This is a genomic window from Mycobacterium gordonae (assembly GCF_017086405.1).
GTDB lineage: Bacteria > Actinomycetota > Actinomycetes > Mycobacteriales > Mycobacteriaceae > Mycobacterium > Mycobacterium gordonae_D.
Genome location: NZ_CP070973.1, coordinates 3,582,250 through 3,603,259 on the forward strand (window position 1 = coordinate 3,582,250; position 21,010 = coordinate 3,603,259).

Sequence of the window (21,010 nt, forward strand, 5' to 3'; positions counted from 1 at the left end):
TGTCAGTCGCGGATCCCGTCGACCTCGACCGGCAGATGCAGGGGACCGCGGAAGATCTGGCTGCGTCGGTACGGCGGCGGATCGACCACCAGACGCGGATTGTCCGCTCGGCGCAGGAACGTTTCCAGTGCCAGATTCACCTCCAGCCGGGCTAGGGGACCGCCCATGCAGGTGTGGATGCCGCTGCCCCAGCCGAAGTGCTCGTTGTCCGGGCGTTGCGGGTCGAATCTGCCGGGGTCGGGGAAGCGCGCCGGGTCGCGGTTGGCGGCGCTGTACATCAGATGCACCGCGGCACCTTTGCGGATCACGGTGCCGGCGATCTCGATGTCATCGGTGGCGCTGCGACTGGGGAAGAACTGCACGGCAGACTGCAGGCGCTGTACTTCCTCGATCGCCCGCGGGATGAGCTCGGGACGTTGCCGCAGCAGGTCGAAGGATCCGGGATTGCGCAGCAGGGTCAGCACGCAGTTCGAGATGGTGTTCACCGTCGAGTCGTGGCCGGCGATCAGCAGCAGTTGCGCGTTGGACAGCGCCTCCTGCGGCGACATCGCACCGTCGGGCCCGTCGGTGTCGTTGACCAGATTGGACAGCAGGCAGTCGGCCGGATGGTGCAGGTAGCCGTCGATCAACTCGGCGAGATAGCGGCGCAGCGCCTCCCCGCTGGTGCGGCCTTTCTCAACGCGCGCCCTGCCTTCGTCGGTAGCCGCGTCCGGCCCGAGGTCCAGCCCGGACAGCATGTCGTAGATCCAGGCGTGAAAGGTGGGCTCATCCTGCAGCGGCACACCCAGGATCCGGCAGATCACCATGACGGGAACCGGGTACGCATAGTCGTTCACCACGTCAAAACGCGTACTGCCGTTGGCTTTCAACCCGTCGAGCAGTCTGTTGCACAGTGCCGAGATGCTCGGCTCGGTGGCAGGGATCACCCCCGGAGAGTGCGGAGGCCCGAAGTGCCGCATCACCTGTCGGCGGGCGCGGTCGTGATCGGGTGGATCGGAGACGATGATGCTCTGCTGGTGGCCGTAGTGCCCGAGGTCTTCGACCTCGGGATCCTGTCCGCCGCGTAGCGGGCTGCGCCGGATGTCGGAGCTGATCCGGGGATCATGAGCAAGTGCGAGCAGTTCCCGGTAGCCCGTGACGACGTAGAGATCGTCGGCTACCTGGACGACCGGTGTCTTGCGCAGTTCGTCGAAGAACGGGTAGGGGTCGGCGCGGTTGTCGTATGTCATCGCCGCGGCCCAGACTTCTCGTGCGGTCATGGCAGCTCCCGGGGTCGGAACTCGGCTCCCCGCGACGTCGGGTCGTGTCCGGTCAGCACCACATCCGGCAGCCCGGTCGGGACTCGCGGATCCGGGAAACGCGCGGGTATCGGCGTCATGTCGGGTGGCCGATCATATCCCGGTGGGGGAGGCGGAAACGGTGCCGATCGTTCGATCAGCGAGGTGTAGTACGGAAGCCATTTGCCGTGGTCGAAGGTGACGGCGCCGACGATGCGTCCCCGTCGTCCGTATGCGGCGGCGAACCGTCGCTGTCCGGGACTGCCCTGGGTGAAGACGATCTCGTCACCGAACGAACAGACCCCGGCGCCCTTGATGTTGACGCCGAACTGGCCCGACCAGAACGACGGCACCGGAAGGTGCGGACGACGCTCCGTCTCCAGGCTGATCATGTTGTTGGCGGCCACTTTCGCACCGAAGACCGCATTGTCCCAATGCTCCATCGAGATGAACTGGTATTCGTAGAGCACGTGCGGCATCCGGGCGATGTCGCCGGCAACGAATATGTTGTCGGTCACCACCCCGTTGATGTCGAACGCACGACAACCCGCATCACACCCCACGCCCCAGAAGCCGCTGGCCAGACCTGCGCCCTGCAACCATTCGACGTTGCGGACAGACCCCAATGACGCGATGACGACGTCGACGTCCAGCGTGACGCCGTCGGACAGCTGCGCCTGTCGAACGTGGCCGGCGGCGTCGCCCAGTAGCGCCTGCACCGAGACACCGGTGCGCAGATCGACACCGGCGTCGCGGTGCATACCCGCCGCGATATCGCCGATCACCCCGCCCAGCGCGCCGACCAACGGTCCGCCGGCGCGTTCGGCGACTGTGACCGGCAGCCCCAGCTCGCAACAGACCGAGGCGATCTCCGAGCCGATGAAACCCGAGCCGACGACCAGCACCCGCCGCGGCCGCTCGCGCAAGGCCGCCTGCAGGCGAGCCGCATCGTCACAGGTGCGCACGGTGAACACCCCGTCCAGCGCGCCTTCGGCCGGGTTGGGCCACGGCCTGGCCCGCACCCCGGTGGCAATCAGCAGCCGGTCGTATTCGACGGCGTGCCCGTCGGCCAGTAACACCCGGCGATTGATGCGGTCCAGGCCGACCGCCGCCACCCCCAATCGCCAGTCGGCGTCCAGCGCACGCAGCCGCGGCAGCTTCGTGTGGTCTGCGGGCACCCACCCTTTGAGGACCTGTTTGGACAGCGGCGGGCGATCGTACGGCTCATGCGGCTCATCACCGATTAGCGTCAAGTGACCACGAAAACCTCGCTCCCGCAACGCCTCCGCCGCCCGAAGGCCGGCCAGTGATGCCCCCACGATGACGATGCGGGCCTCGGCGCGGAAGGCTTTGACAAGCTCCGCGACGAGCGGATTCTTCACGGTTGCGCCTCGGGGGTGTAGGTCTCGACGATGATCGCCTGCACCGGACACGACGCGGCGGCGCGCAGTACCCGCTGTCGTTGCGCGTCCTCGGGATTGGGGTCATAGGACAGCGCCTCGTCACCGAGCAGCTTCAGAACGTCGGGCGCCAGTGGGACGCACTGCGCGTAACCCTGGCACTTGTTCAGATCCACGACGATGCGCATGCCACAGCTTTCTCACTCGGCGAGCGGCGAACGTCGCGATCGTACGCCAGCCGGTGCGTGCGGCCGGTGCAGACTTAACATTGTTATCATTACAGAGATAGCCAGTTGGCACCTGGAGGCGGCCATGACGTACGACCTGATCATTCGGGCCGGCACGGTGGTGGACGGCACCGGTGGCGCCCCGAAGACCGCCGATGTGGCGGTGCGCGACGGTGTCATCGTCGAGATCGGCCGGGTCGGTGGAAGCGCCAGGCGCACCATCGACGCCGACGGCCTCACCGTCACACCGGGTTTCGTCGATGTGCACACGCACTTCGACGGCCAGGCCACCTGGGACCCACACCTGACACCGTCCTGCTGGCACGGCGTCACCACCGCGATCATGGGTAACTGCGGCATCGGGTTCGCACCGGTGCGGCCGGATCGGCACGAGTGGCTGGTCGACCTGATGGAGGGTGTCGAAGACATTCCGGGCTCGGCACTCTCGGAAGGGATCGCCTGGGAATGGGAGTCGTTCGGTGAGTATCTGGACGCTCTGGGGAGAATGCCCAGGGCTGTCGACGTCGGCGCCCAGATTCCCCATGCGGCGGTTCGCGGGTTCGTGATGGGTGACCGCGCCCAGGATTCCGCGACCGCCGCGGACATCGACGCGATGAGCCGGATCGTCGATGACGGCCTGCGCGCGGGGGCGCTCGGCATGTCGTTCGGCCGCACGGCCGGCCATCGCAGCGCATCGGGGGAGCCCGTGCCCGGTACCTATTCCGAGGAAGCGGAGCTGGCTGCCCTGATGGCCGTCATGGCGCAGGTGCGTTCCGGCGTGCTGCAGGTGGTCCCGGCCGGAGTGGGCGGTGCGATGGGCGGCGATCACCGCCATTCGATCGACGCCGAGATCGATTGGATCACCCGGCTGGGGCGAAAGTACCGAATACCGCTGACGTTTCTGGCGATGGTCAACGAGCAGGACCCGCACGACTGGCGGAGCTGGTTCGCTGCGGTACACATGGCCAACGCCGAAGGTGCGGCTATCCGTCCACAGGTCGCCTGCCGGGCGTTCGGCATGCTGATGGGCCACCAGTCGCGGATGAATCCCTTCCGCCATCGGGCCACCTACCGTTCCTTGATAGACCTGCCGCTCGAGCAGCGGGTGCATCGCCTGCGGGATCCCGCGGTGCGCTCCCGGATCCTGGCAGAGCCACCCGACCCGACGTCGCAGCCGTCGGCAGACCAGCTCAACCGGCGCATCTTCGCGCGGCTGTATCCGCTTGGCGCCGCACTCAACTACGAACCCGCACCACAGGACAGCGTGGCGTCCATCGCCGAACGGGAGGGGCGCGACCCCTGGGAAGTCACTTACGACGTGCTGCTCGGGGCGGACGGTCGAGAGTTCCTGCTGCTGCCGCTGCTCAACTACGCCGGCAACAACTACGACCATCTGCACGACATGATGTCGGATCCGGTGAGTCTGCAGGGCCTCGGTGACGGCGGGGCGCATTGCGGCATCATCTGCGATGCCAGCATGACCACCTATCTGCTCTCGCACTGGGTCCGGGGCCGCAGCAGGGGACCGGGCCTGTCGCTGGAGACGGCCGTACACCGACTCACCGGTGACCCGGCCGGCTTCTACGGCCTCGGTGACCGTGGCGTGCTGGAACCGGGCCGACGCGCCGACATCAATCTGATCGATCTGGAGCGACTCGCGCTGCATTACCCGGAACAAGTAACGGATCTGCCCGGTGGCGCCGGCCGCTTGATTCAACGCTCTGACGGCTATGTCGAGACCCTGGTGCGGGGGCAGACGGTGGTCGCCGAGGGAGAGTTGACCGAGGCCAGACCCGGCGGCCTGGTCCGTGGGTGCCGTCCGGCGCCGGTCGGCTAACCAGGGTCGCCGGTGCTGCCTCGATGCAGTAGCGACGCACCCGCACGCACCATTCCGCGCAGCGCGTATGCCGCGGTGACCACCGCCAACACGATCAGCAACACAAAAGTCGGCAACCAGTTGGCCCGGCTGTGGTTGACGTCCCACCAGACGATTGCGAACAGCACCACACAGAGGAACAACACGATGTCGCGCCAGTTACCCCGATAGGACGTCGCGGCTTTGCGCAGCGCGTTGGTCCTGTCGGCCGCGGCGATGAGGTCGTCGATCCGGGTATCGATGCTGCGCTGGAGGTTGGCGCGCCGTTCAGCGGCCTCCGGCGGCAGGCGATCGAGCAGATCCATGTCCTGCTTGATCAGCGAACGGTAGTCCGGTCCGCGGAACTGTCCCGCGGTCAGAGCGAGCATCATGCCACCCAGGACGGGCGCACTGTTCATCGCGATCTGTCCTACACCGGCCACGTCCGGCCCTCCTTCGGCTCAGCCACGAGATCCCCCGATGAGGATTGCCGAAAGCGAGAAAGGGATCAACCTGCGGGTGGTCCCTGCGAGCCTGTCAGGGCGGCCACCATGTCGCCCAACTCGTGTCGGGGCAGCCGGGCATCGCTGGTGTGGCCGGACGGACAGCGTCCTCACGCAGCTTCGGTGGGTTCACGAAATGCCCTGAATGACAGGATGTTCGAGATCAGCCGGATGAAACCACCACCGTCTCTGCAGGGTACTTCACGCCGGAAGCCCTCGGTGACGATCGCCAGGAACTCACCCCGGCACCGCCGAACTCGAGGTCGCGGCGCACCTGGATGTTCGTCGTCGGAGCGCGGCCTGTGGTTGTCCGTCCGTCATGCGCATACATCGTGATGACCGTGCATGGTGACCGCCAGTGTGCGGCCGGGTCTGCGAGTAGGCCAACCTGAGATGGCCAGCCCGAGACTGGCGACACGCAACTGTTCGTCAACTCCGTCGAAACCGCATTGCTCCGTGGTCATCTCGGCAGGTTCCGGGGAATGCGTGAACCGCGCGGTCGATGTGCGCTATCGAAAGGCCGCTCTACCGGTTCGCGCGGCGGTCGCGATCGCCGGCGGTGCGCATTGACGCCGAATTGCCCACGGAGCGCAGGTTCGCGCGGCCGGCAACGCGCTCAGCTCATGGTGGGGGCCGTAGTTCGTGCTGGACATATGTCTAGAAGTGTTGCGGCTCGGTGGTCTTCAGTGGTGTGGCTGCTGCCGATAACGAGGTGGGGCAAACGGTGACGGTCGACTTCTCTTGCCTGTACCGCAGCGTTGTTGCCGATTGCCGATAGGGCCGCTAGAGTCAGAAGCGAAATCGGACACCTGTCCATTATTTGTGGACACGGGTGCGGCAGGCGAGGTGGGGACGGAGGACCGCTCGTGACCAGCAGGTACGCCGCCCTAACCCGCGAGCAGCTCAGCACGCTGGTACCGGAATTGCTGCTGATCGGCCAGATGATCGACCGGTCTGGAATGGCATGGTGCATACAGCAGTTCGGTCGCGGAGAGATGGTGCAGATCGCGATCGAAGAGTGGGCCGGCGCAAGCCCGCTCTACACCAAGCGCATGCAGCGCGCGCTGCGCTTCGAGGGCGACGACGTCATCACCATCTTCAAGGGCTTGCAACTCGACATCGGCGCTCCGCCACAGTTCATGGACTTCCGCTACACGGTGCATGACCGCTGGCACGGTGAATTCCACCTCGATCACTGCGGTGCGTTGCTGGATGTAGAGCCGATGGGCGAGGACTATGTGCGTGGGATGTGCCACGACATCGAAGACCCGACCTTCGATGCCACAGCGCTGGCCACCAACCGTCGGGCCCAGGTGAGGCCCATCCACCGGCCGCCGCGGATGCCAGCCGACCGTAACCCGCACTGCGCGTGGACGGTCATCATCGACGACTCCTATCCTGAAGTCGGCTTTATCCCGGAATTGGAGATTGTCGGTCGCACCCGCGCCGCGACCACCGAACTCGATCCAATAGACACGGCCGAGCCGGGCCAGGCCGACTATTCCGGCGCCCTGGTGTCCGATTTCGATTTTGCGGCTTTCTCCCACTCGACTCTGGTCCGCCTTGCCGATGAAGTTTGCCTGCAGATGCATCTGCTCTACCTGTCCTTTGCCCTCGCGGTGGGTAAGCGCGCCGGCGACGATGTCGCGTTGGCTAGTTCGATCGCCACCAAGCAACTCATTGGACTGGCGGGGGTGGCCGGTGAGCGGATTCATCGGGCGCTCGACCTCCCGGCAGGAGTTCAGGGTGCGCTGCGCGTGATGGAGCTGCACCCGCTGTTCAATCCAGCCGTCTACGTGGTGGCCGATTTCGAATCCGATCGAGTGCGCCTTCGCCGGTCACCGGCACATGAGGACAAGGCATGGCCGGCGCTGGTGTCTCCCGAGGCGGTGGCACCATTGCAGGCGATCGCGTCCGCGGTGGATCCGCACCTGCGCGTCGACGTGACCGGCACCGCGACCGAATGGACGGCGCTCATCACCGAAACAGACACGCCCGCAGAGGAATTCTCCGAGGTGGCGGTGGCCAAGTTCAGTCGTGGTTCGAGCTTTGTCTTCCAGCCACGAGTGTCGTTGCCGCTGACTCCGGTGTAATCGCGACGGGCTCGCGGTATTTCAGGCGACGGAGGCGCCCAGGATGAGGTTGACGGCCTCGTCGAGTTGGCCGGCGATCTCCCCGTAGGTCAGGAAGCGGGCGGTCATCAGAGCGCCGGCGAACGTCATCTGCAGGGTGGATTTCACCTGCCGCGGCCAGCCTGGGCCCAGGGCGGCGCCGATCCGGCGGGAGACCTCCTCGGCGATCTCCGCCCGTAATGGGACGACAGCGTGGTCGTCAGCCATCAGCGCGGCTCCGCACGCGGCGGTGAGCTCCGGCTCGTCGGCGACCACCAGGGCCATGTCCCGCATGGTGGCACTGACCCGGGTCTTGGTGGTGTCGTTCACGTCGGTGTGCAGTGGCAACTCGCGGAGGAACCGTAGATAAACCGCTGCAACCAACGCGCTTTTCGATGAGAAGTAGGTATAGGCACTGGCCGGCGACACTCCCGCGCGCTGGGCGACCGCGCGCATCGTCAGGTCGGCGTAGGACGATTCGCGCAGTTCCTCCAAGCCGGCATCGAGGACTTTTCGTATGGTCTGTCCCGGGCGCCGATCCGAGCGGCGCGGGGCGGTCACACCGGCCGTGGGAGAAACCATTTCTCTAGACACCCGTCCAGTGTAGGAAGGCGCACTAGCGGCGACAAGCACCGCCGGACATCGGCTCATGTGTTACCGAACGGCCAAATCACAATGATTCTGGCTTGGGCGTTGCCTTGCCCGATGGTGACATGAGCGATATCGTCGATAACAAAATATAGACAACTGTCCAGAAAATCGGTCGGACGGGCTTCGGTCCGTGCGCCGCGCCGCGGGCACAGCCGCCGCGAGCCTTCCGACGGTGTCTGGGAAGGTCCTGACGTGATTGCTGATCGTGTCTTGGTGACCGGGGCGTTCGGCCTGGTCGGGTCCGCCGTGGTAGCCGCGTTGTCCGATCAGGGCCGCACGGTGATCGCGACTGACCTTGATATCCGCCCGAATCGTGACCGTGCTCAACAGCTCACCGCCGGCCCCAGGGTCGAGGTGTGTTGGGCCGACTTGACATCACCACCTGACGTCAGAGCCATGCTGGATGCCGTTGAGCCCGCTGCGATCATCCATCTTGCCGCGATCATCCCGCCGTTCTGCTACGCCAAACGAGAGCTGGCCCGCTCGGTGAATGTGGATGCCACCGCGACGCTGGTGCGGCTCGCTGCCCAACTGCGGACGCCACCACGATTCATACAGGCATCCAGCATCGCCGTCTATGGCGCCCGCAATCCCTACCGTGACGATCCGAATCTCACCGCGTCGACGCCGCTGGCACCCAGCGAGTTGTACGGCCAGCACAAATCCCTGGCCGAGCAGTGCGTGACGACATCCGATCTGGAGTGGGTGGTGCTACGGCTCGGCGGGGTGCTCACCGCCGAACCACGGTTCAAGATCGACCGCGATCTCATATTTTTCGAGGCGGTACTGCCGTCCGATGGACGTATCCACACCGTGGACGTGCGCGACGTCGCGCACGCATTTTGTGCAGCAACCGTGACCGATCACGTCCGCGAGGTCTTTGTCATCGGCGGCGACCATACGCACCGCGTCACGCAGGCCACGATCGGGTCAGAATCCGCCGCGGCGATGGGACTCCCGGGTGCCATCCCACCAGGTCGACGTGGCGACCCCGACAACGACCTCAGCTGGTATCCCACTGACTGGATCGACACCGATCACGCCCAGAATGTTACCGCCTATCAACATCATTCGCTGCCCAGCATGCTTGCCGAGACCCGGGCGAAGGTGGGATGGCGGCGCTTGCTGTTGCGGATGGCCGCACCCGCGGTGCGCTGGTATCTGCTTCGACGCTCTCCGTATCGCGCGTTCCCCGGTGTCGCGGCGGACCCGATGCGGGCAATCCAGCGACGATGGGGCGATCCGAGCCCGCCACCGGCGCCGGACCCGCAAGACTTGAGGCGATAGCCTGGCGCCGTGACCGAGCAGGACCGGCGCCGCTGGGACGAGCGGTACGCGCAATCGGGGCCGGTGCGGGTTGACGACATCGCACCGCCGGATTTCCTCCGACCGTATGCCGATTTGGTGCCCACTCGGGGCCGGGCGCTTGACGTCGCCTGCGGGCAGGGACTCGGATCGGTGTGGCTGACACGGCGCGGGTTGGACGTGTGGGGTGTGGACATTTCCGACGTTGCCGTCACGCAGGCGCGAGATCTGGCGCGACGTCACGGATTTCAGGACCGCTGCCGCTTCGACACCGTCGACCTCGACGAGGGACTGCCGCCGGGACCGCAGGTGGATGCTCTGCTATGCAACAAGTTTCGCGACCGCCGCCTCGATCGCGCACTAATCGAGCGCCTGGCGCCGGGCGGGTTGCTGGCGATCTGCACTCTCAGTGAGGTCGGCGCCGCCCCGGGCCCGTTCCGGGCCGCTCGGGGGGAACTGCTTTCGGCGTTCGGCGAACTTGATCCGGTGGCGGCTGGTGAAGCCGACGGCTACGCGTGGCTGCTGGCGCATGCGTGAGAGTAGGCGACTTACTGCATCCAGCTTTTCGGTGGCGACGGCTACCTGGTGGAGTACCGGTCGGGCTTATGCGGCCGCAGGGGTGCACTAGATCTACCGCCGCACAAGCGAAATCATGAAAGAAAATCGTCAGCCGATCACTGTAGCCCGCACCCCCCGTCGGGTAGTGTCACGCTCATGGAGCGGCGCGTCCTGGAAGCGGTCGTCTACGAGCGCGAGCCACCGATCGCGCGCATCATCCTGAACCGAGTCGAGAAGGCCAACACCAAAGACGCGGAGCTGGTTACCGAAGTCGATACGTGCCTGCGAGAAGCCGACCGCGACAAAGAGATCAAGGTCGTGATTCTCAAAGCCAACGGCAAGGGCTTCTGTGGCGGACACGTAGCCCGCTGGGGACCCGACGAGAATCCCTACCCTGACTTCGGAAACACCTTTGAGGATCTCTACAAAGGCACCGCCGATCTGTTCTTGTGGCCGACCTTGTATCTGTGGGAGTTTCCGAAGCCGACCATCTCCCAGATCCACGGGTACTGCATGGGCGGCGGGATCTATCTCGGGCTGTTGACCGACTTCTGCGTGGCATCCGAGGACGCGTATTTCCAGATGCCGCTGGCCCAAAGCCTCGGCGAGCCAGGCGGTCACACCATGATCGAACCCTGGTTGCTGATGAACTGGCATCGCACCATGGACTGGCTGCTGTTGGCTCCAACGCTCTCGGCGCAGCAGGCACTCGAGTGGGGCCTGCTGAACAAGGTGGTTGCTCGAGAGGACCTCGAGGAGACGGTCGAGGAGATGGCGCGCAAGATCGCCCAGATTCCGCTGACCACGCTGATGGCGGTGAAGAACAATGTCAAGCGGGCCTGGGAATTGATGGGTATGCGGGTTCACCTGCAGGTCAGCCACATCCTGACGAACATGGTGGGTGCCGCTTCGGATGTGCAGGCCCGTCGCGCCGAGCTCATGCAATCCGGCATGAAGCCCCGCGATTTCATCGACGACCATTCCGGCGAGCAGAAGTAAGAGTTCATTCTTCGTGCCGAAATGGGGACTTTTGCGTCTGCTCGGCATCAGTGGTGGCCGGCCACTTTGCGGCCGGCGGCATGTCGCGCGGCGACGTATCCGAACACCATGGAACTAGCGATGCTCGCGCCGGCGCCCGGATACGTTCGGCCCATGACCGTGGCGGTGGTGTTGCCGGTCGCGTACAACCCTTCGATCACCCGGTCCTGCTGGTCGAGCACCTGCGCGTACTCGTTGGTGATCACGCCGCCGCACGTGCCCACGTCGGCCGGCAGCACCCGGGTCGCGTAGTAGGGCGCCCGGTCCAGCGGCCCCACCGCGGCGTTGGGCCGGTACCCGGGATCGCCGAGGCAGTCGTTGTAGGCGGATTGTCCGCGACCGAAATCGGGATCCAGCCCCTTGGCCGCGAATGTGTTGAACCGCTGCACAGTTCGCACCAATTCCTCGGCCGGTAAATCGATCTGGGCGGCAAGGTCGGTGAGCGTGTCGGCCCGCTTGACGGCTCCACTCTCGACCAGGTCCGGGGGCAGGTGCTCGCGTTTGACCGGGTTGCTGCCCGCGACATAGCGGCGTACGTACCCGTCGTCGAAGATCATCCAGCACGGCACCGCTTTGTTCGCGTACATCGCCTTGCCGACCTCCACATAGGAGTTCGACTCGTTGCAGAAGCGCCGGCCGGCGGAGTCCACGTAGATGGCCCCGGGTCGCTGGCGTCCCGAACCCAGTGAGGCAGCCGCGGCGCCGCCGTTGGCGATGAACACCGAAGGCAGCCACCAGGCTTCGTCGAGCAGATCGGTCTTGGCGCCCAGACGCATGGCGGTCTGCAGCACCTCGCCGGTGTCCCCGGCGTTGGCGATCGACCACCGTCCTTCGTTGGGCTGCTCACCGCTGTGCTGTCGGCGCATCTCGGGATTATGCCCAAAGCCCCCTGCCGCCAATACAACTCCCTTACGCGCCTCGACGTTCTGCGGTACACCGTCGCGGACGATCCGGGCACCGGCGACCCGGCCGTCTTCGACAATCAGGTCCTCCAGCGCGGCGTCGAGCCATAGCGGCGGCTGGCCGTCGCTGAGGTCGATGAGCACTTTCAGCATCTGGCCGATCAACGACGCCCCGTTGGTGAGCAGTTGCCGCTTGGTGATTCGGGCCGCCCTGGTACGCGCGAAGACTCTGGCGGCGACCGCGAATGCGCGCGGCGAGCGGTTGAAATACTGAACGGAGCGCAACTCGTTGGTCAGCACGACATAGCCGTAGTTTCTGGCCAGTGACGGCTGCACCTTGTCGTGCCAAGCGCCGAGTTCGGCTGCGTCGAAGGGGATACCTTCGACGGCACGGCCTGACTCGTTGCCCCCCTTGTGGTTCGGGTAGTAATCGCTCCATCCGGCACAGCGAATCATCCGGACACCCTTGCGGAGCAGGAAAGTGATCATCTCGTAGCCGGCGGTCAGAAACATCTCCCGGCGAGCGGGGGAGGAGGCCGCACCGATGTCGCCGACGACGTCGGCCAGGTAGGCCAGACCGTCCTCGTGTGAGTCGGCGATGCCGTCCGCCCGCATCAGCGGATTATTCGGCAGCCAGACGACCCCGCCGGAAAGCCCCGTCGAACCGCCCACCATAGGCTGCTTTTCGACGATCAGCGGTTGCAGGCCGGCGTCGAGTGCGGCCAGCCCCGCCGCCATGCCGCCGCCGCCGCTGCCCGCGATCACCAGGTCGACACTGCGATCCCATTCGGTGTTCACCGCGCCACCTTCTGAGCGAAGCCGAGGTCGGCGATCGGCACGTCGATGGTGGTGTTGGTCTTCTGCATCGCCGGCACCAACGCCTCGTAGGGCAGATCGGCCAGGAAACCGTCGATGACACGCTCGAAGTTCGAGATGAGCCCTTCAATCTGGCTGGACAGCCGCATGAACTCGAACCCCTTCGAGCGCAAACCCTTTTGCTGTCTGGGCAGATTTGAGAAGTCCTGAGCGGGGATCGGCGGCCAGCGCGGGTCGTCGGGCGCCATGGGTTCCGGTGGAACCGGCTTTGCGGTGACCTGATCCGGTGGAATGCGGGTGAGTGACCAGATCTCGAACAGAGTTTCCTCGGGGCCGAGCGGGCGGATCCGGTAGGACGAGGCGCTGCTGTACTGCGGCAGCAGGAAGTAATGCGGAAAGCAGAAACCGATGGCGTCGACGATGCCCCGGCGTTGCAGGTCGTTGAGATCTGGCATGTCACACCCGCGGGCCCGGTGCCAGGCCACGACGGCGTCGTTGAGGGTGCTCTTCCAGACCGCCATCGCCTCGGCAGGATCGCTCGGCAGTTCGATGTTCTGCAGGCCTTCGGCAACGCGGATGTCGTTCTCGTGGGTCATGCCGGCCATGCCCTCGCCGAGGGTGCGCATGAAATACAGACTGGTCTGGATCAGACCTGGTGGTGTGGACGTGGCGGGTTGTGACGACGGCAGCAACTGCGGATGGGTCTGCGGTACGTGATAACCCTCCATGAAGGCCGCGGTCGCCAGCTTCCAGTTCACCGGAAGACGGCACGACTGCCACCACTCGGTGCGCAGCGACTCCACCTTCCAGGCGTCGTAGATCGTGGCGAACGGCTCGAAGCAGTCACGCAACGGCGGCGCGTCGTCGTCCAGGTTGATCCACGCGCACCCACCCCACAGTTCGCACCGCACCGGCACCAGCGCCAGATCCGCAGGATCCAGATTGTGCCCGTCGAAAGCGTCGGTGCGCAGCACGAAGGTGTTGTGGCCGTCGAGGCCCCAGCACCAGCCATGGAATGGACAGACGAAGGTGCGACGGGATCCGTTGCCCTCCAACAGCTTCACCCCGCGGTGCCGGCACGCGTTATGGTAGGCACGCACGTTTTCGGCGTCGAGGCGCACCACGATGACGGACTGATCGAGAATCTCGTACTCGACGAAGTCACCGGCCTTGGGAATCTCTTCCAGCCGGCACGCCATCTGCCACACCCGTGGCCAGAACTTCTGATTCTCCAGTTCGTAGAACTGTGGATCGTAGTACCGCTGCTTGGGAATTCGGTCGGCGGACTGCACCGCCCACGGCACCGGAAGCGGCGTCCAGTTCACATCCATGGCTCTACTCCGTCGGTTCACCAGTTCATACGATCCGGGACATCCGTCCCTGCCAGTACCTGTCGCGGATGCGCCGCTTGTACAGCTTCCCGTTCGGGTCACGAGGCAGCTCAGCGTCGAATTCGATGGTGCGCGGGCACTTGTAGGTGGCCAGACGGCTCCGGCAGTACCCGATCAGCTCCGCCTCCAGCTCAGCGTCCGGCGCGATACCCGCCACTGGTTGCACAACCGCCTTGACCTCTTCACCGAATTCGTCGTTCGGCACCCCGAAGACCGCGGCGTCAACGAGTTTCGGGTGCATGATCAACAGGTTCTCCACCTCTTGCGGGTAGATGTTGACCCCACCGGAGACGATCATGAAGGTCGAGCGATCGGTGAGGTAGAGGTAGCCGTCCGCGTCCACGTACCCCATGTCGCCCAGGGTGCGCCAACCCCGATCGTTATACACCGAGGCGGTCTTGGCAGGATCCTTGAAGTACTCGAAGTCCGGGCCGCCCTCAAAAAAGAGTTCACCGGATTCGCCGACGGGCAGCTCGGCGCCGTCCGCACCGACGACGTGCACGGCGGTCGTCGGAACGCCGACCGACCCGGGATGCTGCAGCCACTCCTGGGGCCCGATCGTGGTGCCCGCGAATCCCTCGGTGCCGCCGTAATACTCGTGGATGATGGGGCCGAACCAGGCCAACATCTGATGCTTGACGTCCACCGGGCACGGTGCGGCGGCGTGAATCACGCACTGCAGACTGGACACGTCGTATCTGCCGCGCACCGCTTCGGGCAGTTTGAGCATTCGCACGAACATGGTCGGCACGAACTGGGCATGGGTGACCCGGTTCGTCTCGATCAGCCGCAGCACCGTTTCGGCGTCGAACTTAGCCATCATGATCGACGCAGCCCCCACACGACTGACTGCCATCGCGTAGTTGACGCCGGCCGCGTGGTACAGCGGGGCGGGGGACAGGTACACGCTGGACGGTTGCATCCCGTACTTGTGGGTCAGCGCCATCTCGAGCACCGCCTGAGCCCAGGATCCGTTGCCGTCCAACGGCAGTGGGCGGCGCACCGCCTTTGGTCTTCCGGTGGTGCCCGAGGAGTAGAGCATCTCCGACCCGTCGCTCGCGGGCGGGGCCGCACCCGCGGCGCCCAGCGCCTCTTCATACGGCCGCCAACCCGGCAGCCGGCCTCCGACCACCAAGTGCACGCGCACCGACGCGTTCACATCGCGGATACGTGCTGCCAAGACAGCCATCGACGCGTCGACGAACACCGCCTTGGCCTCGGAGTCATCGACCACATACGCGACCTCGTCCGGCGTGAAATGGATGTTCACGGCGGTGTAGTAGAGGCCGGAAAGCTGGCAGCCCCAGGTGATCTCGAAGAACTCCGGCCGGTTGGGCAGCACCAGCGCCACGCCGTCGCCGCGGCGCAGACCGGCCTCGCGCAACGCCGCAGCTACCCGTTGGCTGCGGTCGTAGAGCGCACCGAACGACACCGCGCCGCCCTCGGTGATCAGTGCCGGCGATTGTGCGGCGGTTCTCGCGTGGTCGGCGATGTTCACGGGCGGAATCTAGGTACCGGCGCCGTCGGTCGAGGCGGCCGCGGCGGCCTGTCGGCGGGCCTGCTCGGACGGCAGCACCTTGTCCCGGAACACCGTCTGAATCAGCTCCTGCACGTCCTTACTGACCGCGGCGAGCGCGACTAGGTCGTTGGAGCTCTGCCAGTGCACCCGCATCCCCATCAGCTCCCAGGCTCGTTTGAGGTTCGCCTTGGTCGCCAGCAGCGTCGTCAGCGGAGCCTGTGCGATGTGGCGGGCGATGGCCTCGACGCGGTCGTCGAGTTGTTCGCGAGGGACCACCTCGTTGACCAGCCCCACCTCCAGCGCCTTCTTGGCGTCGATGACCTCAGCAAGGTAGAGGTAGTACGCCGCTCGCCGCCAGTTCATGAAAATCCAAGGCTCGATCGAGCATTCACCGGACGGCATCCCGAATCCCTGCAGCGGCGGGTAGGAGAAGTACGCGTCCTCGGCCGCGATGACGATGTCGGTGGTCAGCCCGTAGTGCGTGCCGCCCCCCACGCAGTAGCCGTGTACCTGGGCGATGGTCGGTTTGGAGAACTCCCACAGATTCAGGATGGGCTTCACGAACATGTCGGTCTGGGGCTTCCACGGAGTGCCCATCACCTTCGCGGCCTCGACCATCGACGGGTAATCGACCGAATTGTTGCCGATCGCGTGGCCCGAGCAGAAGCCCTTGCCGTTGGCCTTGAGGATCAGCACCTTGATGTCGTAGTCGCGGTCGGCATCCAGCAGCGCGGCGTCCACCTCTTCTGCCAGTTTCTGGTCCTGGGCGTTGGCCTTCTCCGGCCAGTTCAGCGTGACACGGGCGATCGGGCCCTGTTTCTCGTAGATGATCCGTTCGCGAGTCTCGTTGAGATCCATGACTTTTCGATTACCTTTCAGGGTGAGGTGATGACGCCGATTTCGGTGCCGATGTCGTAGGTCGTTCCGGTCTGAGCCGCCCACCGCACGGTGCCCGATGCGCCGGCTTCGATTTCCTGTTCCACCTTTTCGGTGGCGATGACGTAGATCGGTGTGCCTTCTTCCACGTAATCGCCGCCGTTCACCAGCAACTCGGTGAGCTCGGCCTCCGAGATGGCGACCGATACCCGCGGAATGCGAATGATGAAGTCAGCCATGAGCTTTCGCCTTCTCCAAGGCGAGTTGCGCAGCGGCGACGATGCGGGCCGGTGACGGATAGACCTGTGCCTCGAGGCCGGCCGCTGCAGGATTGGGTACGAAGCGTGCACCGACACGCTGAACAGGCACAGCCAGTTCGCCGAACAATTCCATCGACAGGATGGCGGCGATCTCGGCTCCCGGACCGGCAAACTGGACCGCGTCGTGCACGATCACGACTCGCCGGGTGCGGCGGGCGGACTCGACGATGGTCTCGACGTCCAGCGGCAGCAGGGTGCGCAGGTCGACCACCTCGGCGCTGACGCCCTGTTCGGCCAGCGTGGCCGCCGCCGCCAGCGCGTCGTGCACGGCGCGTCCGTAACTGATCAGGCTGACATCGGTGCCGGGCCGCTTGATATCGGCTTTCCCCAGGGGAATCGCGAAGCCGGGATCAACCGGGACGGGACCTTTCCGGCCCTGCAGCCGGATGGTCTCGACGAACAGGCACGGGTCTTCATCGAAGATCGCCGAGGTGAGCAAACCTTTGCCGTCCCGCGGGGTGGACGGCACGATGACCTTCATCCCCGGAATGTGCATGAACCAGGCTTCCAGGGACTGCGAGTGCGTGGCGCCGGTGCCCAGGCCCGCGTACACCTGGGTCCGGATAGTGATCGGCGCCGTCGTCCGGCTCGCGGTCATGAACCGCAACTTGGCAGCGTTGTTGATCAACTGGTCGGCGGCGATACCGATGAAGTCCATGATCATGATCTCGGCTACCGGCCGCATCCCGTCGATCGCCGCGCCGATAGCCGCGCCGACGATCGCGGCCTCCGAGATGGGCGTGTCCAGCACCCGGTCGTGCCCGTACTTCGTCGACAAGCCGACGGTGGGGCCGGATGCACCGGGGTCGGCAATGTCTTCACCAAGCAGGAACACCCTGTCGTCGGCCTGCAGAGCCTGGTCCAGTGCGAGGTTCAATGCCTCGCGCATCGTCATCTGTTGGTCATCCATAGGCAGCGAATTCCTCACCCGGGGAACGTGATCGGGGTCGCGTACACGTCCCGGTCCAGTTCGTCGACAGACGGCGGATCGGCACTGAGTACCGTGCGCAGTGCGCTTTCGACGGCGTCTTGCGCCGCCGCGCCGATGCGGTCGAGTTCCTCCGCGCTGCAGATGCCCGCCGTCTCCAGGTGGATGCGGAACCGTGGCACCGGGTCGGCCGCCAGCGCCGCGGCGAGCTGATCTTTCGGGATGTAGGGCATCCGGTCGCCGAAGTAGTGGCCGCGGAACCGGAAGGTCACGCATTCGATGAGGGTGGGACCGCCGCCACTGCGTGCCCGGTCCAGCGCCTGGACCAGTACATGTTGGACGGCGAGCGGATCGTTGCCGTCGACGCGAATGCCGGGCATTCCATAACCGGCGGCCCGGTCGGCTACCTGGGCGATCTTCATGGTGTCCGCAGTTGGTGTCATCTCGGCGTAAAGGTTGTTCTGACAGACGAAGACCAGCGGCAGGTCCCACAGGGCGGCCATGTTCGCGGCCTCGTGGAACGAGCCGGTGTTGGTGGCGCCGTCGCCGAAGCTGACGACCGTAACCCGTTTGAGTCCTTTGCGTCTGGCGGCCATCGCCAGGCCGACAGCCACTGGGGGACCGGCTCCGACGATGCCGGTCGAGAGCATCACACCCTTGTCCGGGTTGGCGATGTGCATGGTGCCGCCCTTGCCGCGGCTGGCTCCGACCACCCGGCCCATCATCTCGCCGTAGATCTCCTCCAGCGGCACGCCTTTGCCGATCAGATCGTGCAATCCCCGGTAAGTGGTCACCAATTGGTCGTCTGGGCGCAGCGCGACACCCATCGCCGCCGCGATCGCTTCCTGTCCGCGCGACGGCCAGTACACGCACATGAACTCCCCGGTGCCGATGCCCTTGGACAGCCGGTCGTCGGCCGCCTGCATCAACACCATCAGTTCGTAGAGCCGCCGCTCGTTCACCTGATGCCTCCAGTTCCGTTGCGAGACAGCATCACGAGCCTGACCATGGTTTGACTTTGAGGAATCCGCCGGCGTCGACCCGCAGCTGCTGACCGGTGATGTAGCGGGCCGCGTCAGAAGCCAGGAACAGCACGGCCTCGCTGATGTCTTCGGGTTCCACGTAGGGCACCGGCATCGCCTGGACCAATGGGAAGATCGGTTCGGTGTCCGCGCGGGTCGGATTGGGCAGGTCGGGCCGAAACGCCCGGTACATGGGTGCGCTGTGCAGCATGTCGGTATTCACATTCGTTGGGTGCACCGCGTTCATCCGGATGGAAAACGGCGCCAGTGCCCGCGCGAAATCGTTGACGTAATGTGCCGCAGCGATTTTCGCGAAAGCGTAACCAGCGCCGCCGGGTCCGCCGTCGATTCCCGTGGTGTTCATCGACGACATGAACGCGGCGTTGGAGCCGATGACGATGATGGACGCGCCCGCGTGCAGGTGTTTGAGGCTGACGTGCACCAGGTTGAGCACGCCGCCGAGATCGACGTCGACGGCGTCGGCGAAGGCCTGCGGCGGCAGGCCAGCGGTCAGAGGGCAGATGCCGGCGTTCGCGACCACGATGTCGAGATGGCCGAACTCGGCTACGCCATCGTCGATGGCCGCCGACAGCGCGGCACGGTCGCGGACGTCGGCTACGGCCGTATAGACCCGTTGCCCTTCCTTCTCCACCAGGCGGGCGGTCTCGTCCAGATCCTCCGGCCGAGCCAGCGGATACTCGTTGGTTCCGATGTCTTCGCACAGGTCTACAGCGATAATGTCAGCACCCTCGGCGGCCAGCATTCGCGCATGGGATCGTCCCTGGCCCCGCGCGGCACCGCTGATCGCGGCCACCTTCCCGGTCACTCGGCCCACTTCAGCCCCCCAACCCCGGTGCCACCCTGCACGATCGGCACTGTGGCCCAACATCATTCGCCACGGAAAAGGTCCGGGGATCTGACCAGTGGCCGGCTTCCATCGCATCTCTTCCACGAGCGGCCGTGCTCCAACGGGCATGGCCGCAGTCGGGCTATCAATATGGCTTACAGTAGCTAGAATATCTAAAATAGCAAGGAATGAAGCGGCCGATCGAGAGGGTTGACGATGGCGGGCATGCTCAGCGGGGTTCGGGTTGTCGAGTTGGCATCCTGGACATACGTTCCGTCCGCCGGAGTCGCCCTGGCCGACTGGGGTGCCGACGTCATCAAAGTCGAAGGCGTCACTTCCGGTGATCCCGGGCGGGCGTTGGTCGTTGGCGGTTTCACCCGGCAGGCGGCGCGAGCCGATGTCGACTTCATTCTGGAGTTGAGCAATCGGGGCAAACGCAGCATCGCCATCGACATCAAGACCGAAACCGGACGCGAGCTGTTCGGGCGGCTGCTGGCGTCGGCGGACGTGTTCTTGACCAACTGGCTACCCGGTGCACTCGAGCGTGCCCGGCTGACCGTAGAAGACATCCGTTCCTTCAATCCCCGGATCATCATCGCCAGGGGCACCGGACTGGGCGTGCGTGGTCCGGATCGCGACCGTGGCGGCTTCGACGCGGCGACCTATCTGGCGCGCGGCGGGGTGGCTTACACCCTGACCCCCTTCGGCACCGAGAATCCGGCGGTACAGGGCCCCGCATTCGGCGACCTGCAAGGCGGGGCGACGCTGGCCGGCGGGGTGTGCGCCGCCCTGTTCCACCGCGAGCGCACCGGCGAAGCCAGCATCGTCGACTCGTCGTTGCTGGCGCAGGCGATGTGGGCTATCGCACCGTCGATCTCGGTCGCCGACTTGTTCGATATCGATGGGATCCCAGGAGCGCCACCGGGATTGGCTATCAACCCGTTGGTGGCCCGGTACAAGACCAAAGACGACAGGTGGATTCAGCTGGTCTTCCTGCAGCCGGACAAGTTCTGGGCGGGCTTCTGCCGCCGCGTGGGTCTGGCCGAGTTGGCCGACGACGAGAGGTTCGTCCCGTCGGCCAACCTGATCGCCAACGCCGCCGACGCCACCGCCATCTTCGCGAACGCGTTTGCCGCTCATGACCTCGCCCACTGGCGGCAGGCGCTTCGTGACGAACCGGGAGTATGGGGCGCGCTGGCGACACCGCGCGAGACCCTCGACGACCCGCAGGTGGAGCCCAACGGCTACGTCATCACCAACGTCGACGACCGCGGCGAGAACTACCGGATCGTCGCTGCGCCTGTGCAATTCGACGAAACCCCACCGGGCCCGAGTCGTGCGCCGGAACACGGTCAGCACACCGAGGAGATTCTTCTCGAACTGGATGTGGACTGGGACCAGATCGCGCAGGCAAAGGACGCCAAAGCCATCCTCTGACCGCGCGGGACCGCCGGAAATACACCG

Annotated in this window: 19 protein-coding genes; 6 read left to right on the plus strand and 13 right to left on the minus strand. The window is 65.4% G+C overall.

Annotated elements, in window-relative coordinates; genetic code table 11:
- Positions 1-2: 2 nt before the first annotated feature.
- The 3 genes from JX552_RS15145 to JX552_RS15155 are packed head-to-tail and all read right to left on the minus strand — an operon-like array spanning position 3 to position 2,865.
- On the minus strand, positions 3-1,259 hold the full coding sequence (locus JX552_RS15145; protein ID WP_205872905.1) for a cytochrome P450: 1,257 nt from the start codon (positions 1,257-1,259) through the stop codon (positions 3-5).
- Positions 1,256-2,659, minus strand: coding sequence for an NAD(P)/FAD-dependent oxidoreductase (locus tag JX552_RS15150; protein ID WP_205872906.1), 1,404 nt, complete (start codon positions 2,657-2,659; stop codon positions 1,256-1,258). Before JX552_RS15150 ends, JX552_RS15145 begins: the two co-directional genes overlap by 4 nt.
- Entirely contained in the window at positions 2,656-2,865 is a 210-nt protein-coding gene (locus JX552_RS15155; protein WP_205872907.1) for a ferredoxin, read from the minus strand. The genes JX552_RS15150 and JX552_RS15155 overlap by 4 nt, the downstream gene beginning before the upstream one ends.
- A 124-nt stretch (positions 2,866-2,989) precedes the next feature.
- Between JX552_RS15155 and JX552_RS15160 the strand changes: the two genes are divergently transcribed.
- Complete coding sequence (locus JX552_RS15160) at positions 2,990-4,741, plus strand: N-acyl-D-amino-acid deacylase family protein (RefSeq protein ID WP_205872908.1); 1,752 nt, start codon at positions 2,990-2,992, stop codon at positions 4,739-4,741.
- Here the strand turns inward: JX552_RS15160 and JX552_RS15165 are convergent.
- Positions 4,738-5,178 (minus strand): hypothetical protein, encoded by a 441-nt coding sequence (locus tag JX552_RS15165; protein WP_205878462.1) that lies wholly within the window; start codon positions 5,176-5,178, stop codon positions 4,738-4,740. The genes JX552_RS15160 and JX552_RS15165 overlap by 4 nt on opposite strands.
- Positions 5,179-6,128: 950 nt before the next feature.
- On the opposite strand from JX552_RS15165, the gene JX552_RS15170 reads away from it, so the two are divergent.
- Complete coding sequence (locus JX552_RS15170; protein WP_205872909.1) at positions 6,129-7,355, plus strand: hypothetical protein; 1,227 nt, start codon at positions 6,129-6,131, stop codon at positions 7,353-7,355.
- 21 nt (positions 7,356-7,376) lie between these two features.
- On the opposite strand, the gene JX552_RS15175 is transcribed toward JX552_RS15170, so the two are convergent.
- A complete protein-coding gene (locus tag JX552_RS15175) occupies positions 7,377-7,955 on the minus strand; it encodes a TetR/AcrR family transcriptional regulator (protein ID WP_205878463.1) in 579 nt (192 codons plus the stop codon).
- A gap of 264 nt (positions 7,956-8,219) precedes the next feature.
- On the opposite strand from JX552_RS15175, the gene JX552_RS15180 reads away from it, so the two are divergent.
- The 3 genes from JX552_RS15180 (at position 8,220) to JX552_RS15190 (ending at position 10,886) form a co-directional block, all read left to right on the plus strand.
- Entirely contained in the window at positions 8,220-9,311 is a 1,092-nt protein-coding gene (locus JX552_RS15180) for an NAD-dependent epimerase/dehydratase family protein (protein ID WP_205878464.1), read from the plus strand.
- A 9-nt stretch (positions 9,312-9,320) separates the two neighbouring features.
- Positions 9,321-9,866: a class I SAM-dependent methyltransferase gene (locus JX552_RS15185; protein WP_205872910.1), complete on the plus strand. Its 546-nt coding sequence runs from the start codon at positions 9,321-9,323 to the stop codon at positions 9,864-9,866.
- A 177-nt stretch (positions 9,867-10,043) separates the two neighbouring features.
- Positions 10,044-10,886: an enoyl-CoA hydratase-related protein gene (locus JX552_RS15190; RefSeq protein WP_205872911.1), complete on the plus strand. Its 843-nt coding sequence runs from the start codon at positions 10,044-10,046 to the stop codon at positions 10,884-10,886.
- 47 nt (positions 10,887-10,933) lie between these two features.
- Here JX552_RS15190 and JX552_RS15195 read toward each other — a convergent pair whose 3' ends face one another.
- From JX552_RS15195 to JX552_RS15230, 8 genes are read right to left on the minus strand one after another with little or no spacing between them, the layout of a single operon-like run.
- Positions 10,934-12,625 (minus strand): FAD-binding protein, encoded by a 1,692-nt coding sequence (locus tag JX552_RS15195; protein WP_205872912.1) that lies wholly within the window; start codon positions 12,623-12,625, stop codon positions 10,934-10,936.
- Positions 12,622-13,974: an aromatic ring-hydroxylating oxygenase subunit alpha gene (locus JX552_RS15200; protein ID WP_205872913.1), complete on the minus strand. Its 1,353-nt coding sequence runs from the start codon at positions 13,972-13,974 to the stop codon at positions 12,622-12,624. Before JX552_RS15200 ends, JX552_RS15195 begins: the two co-directional genes overlap by 4 nt.
- A gap of 25 nt (positions 13,975-13,999) precedes the next feature.
- Positions 14,000-15,532: an acyl-CoA synthetase gene (locus JX552_RS15205; RefSeq protein ID WP_205872914.1), complete on the minus strand. Its 1,533-nt coding sequence runs from the start codon at positions 15,530-15,532 to the stop codon at positions 14,000-14,002.
- Positions 15,533-15,541: 9 nt separating this feature from the next.
- Complete coding sequence (locus JX552_RS15210; protein WP_205872915.1) at positions 15,542-16,411, minus strand: enoyl-CoA hydratase/isomerase family protein; 870 nt, start codon at positions 16,409-16,411, stop codon at positions 15,542-15,544.
- A gap of 17 nt (positions 16,412-16,428) precedes the next feature.
- Positions 16,429-16,668: a lipoyl domain-containing protein gene (locus tag JX552_RS15215; RefSeq protein ID WP_205872916.1), complete on the minus strand. Its 240-nt coding sequence runs from the start codon at positions 16,666-16,668 to the stop codon at positions 16,429-16,431.
- Positions 16,661-17,659 (minus strand): alpha-ketoacid dehydrogenase subunit beta, encoded by a 999-nt coding sequence (locus JX552_RS15220; RefSeq protein WP_205872917.1) that lies wholly within the window; start codon positions 17,657-17,659, stop codon positions 16,661-16,663. Before JX552_RS15220 ends, JX552_RS15215 begins: the two co-directional genes overlap by 8 nt.
- A gap of 14 nt (positions 17,660-17,673) precedes the next feature.
- Positions 17,674-18,612, minus strand: coding sequence for a thiamine pyrophosphate-dependent dehydrogenase E1 component subunit alpha (locus JX552_RS15225; RefSeq protein WP_205878465.1), 939 nt, complete (start codon positions 18,610-18,612; stop codon positions 17,674-17,676).
- A gap of 58 nt (positions 18,613-18,670) precedes the next feature.
- Positions 18,671-19,534: a mycofactocin-coupled SDR family oxidoreductase gene (locus JX552_RS15230; protein WP_205872918.1), complete on the minus strand. Its 864-nt coding sequence runs from the start codon at positions 19,532-19,534 to the stop codon at positions 18,671-18,673.
- A gap of 228 nt (positions 19,535-19,762) precedes the next feature.
- Here JX552_RS15230 and JX552_RS15235 point away from each other — a divergent pair, with 228 nt between their 5' ends.
- Positions 19,763-20,983, plus strand: a complete 1,221-nt coding sequence (locus JX552_RS15235) for a CaiB/BaiF CoA transferase family protein (RefSeq protein ID WP_205872919.1) — start codon at positions 19,763-19,765, stop codon at positions 20,981-20,983.
- Positions 20,984-21,010: the final 27 nt, after the last annotated feature.

Coding starts and splice junctions, on each gene's coding strand:
- JX552_RS15145 (WP_205872905.1), bottom strand. CDS start 1,259: ATGACCGCACGAGAAGTCTGGGCCGCGGCGATGACATACGACAACCGC.
- JX552_RS15155 (WP_205872907.1), bottom strand. CDS start 2,865: ATGCGCATCGTCGTGGATCTGAACAAGTGCCAGGGTTACGCGCAGTGC.
- JX552_RS15160 (WP_205872908.1), top strand. CDS start 2,990: ATGACGTACGACCTGATCATTCGGGCCGGCACGGTGGTGGACGGCACC.
- JX552_RS15165 (WP_205878462.1), bottom strand. CDS start 5,178: ATGAACAGTGCGCCCGTCCTGGGTGGCATGATGCTCGCTCTGACCGCG.
- JX552_RS15175 (WP_205878463.1), bottom strand. CDS start 7,955: ATGGTTTCTCCCACGGCCGGTGTGACCGCCCCGCGCCGCTCGGATCGG.
- JX552_RS15190 (WP_205872911.1), top strand. CDS start 10,044: ATGGAGCGGCGCGTCCTGGAAGCGGTCGTCTACGAGCGCGAGCCACCG.
- JX552_RS15200 (WP_205872913.1), bottom strand. CDS start 13,974: ATGGATGTGAACTGGACGCCGCTTCCGGTGCCGTGGGCGGTGCAGTCC.
- JX552_RS15210 (WP_205872915.1), bottom strand. CDS start 16,411: ATGGATCTCAACGAGACTCGCGAACGGATCATCTACGAGAAACAGGGC.
- JX552_RS15215 (WP_205872916.1), bottom strand. CDS start 16,668: ATGGCTGACTTCATCATTCGCATTCCGCGGGTATCGGTCGCCATCTCG.
- JX552_RS15220 (WP_205872917.1), bottom strand. CDS start 17,659: ATGGATGACCAACAGATGACGATGCGCGAGGCATTGAACCTCGCACTG.
- JX552_RS15225 (WP_205878465.1), bottom strand. CDS start 18,612: ATGGTGTTGATGCAGGCGGCCGACGACCGGCTGTCCAAGGGCATCGGC.
- JX552_RS15235 (WP_205872919.1), top strand. CDS start 19,763: ATGGCGGGCATGCTCAGCGGGGTTCGGGTTGTCGAGTTGGCATCCTGG.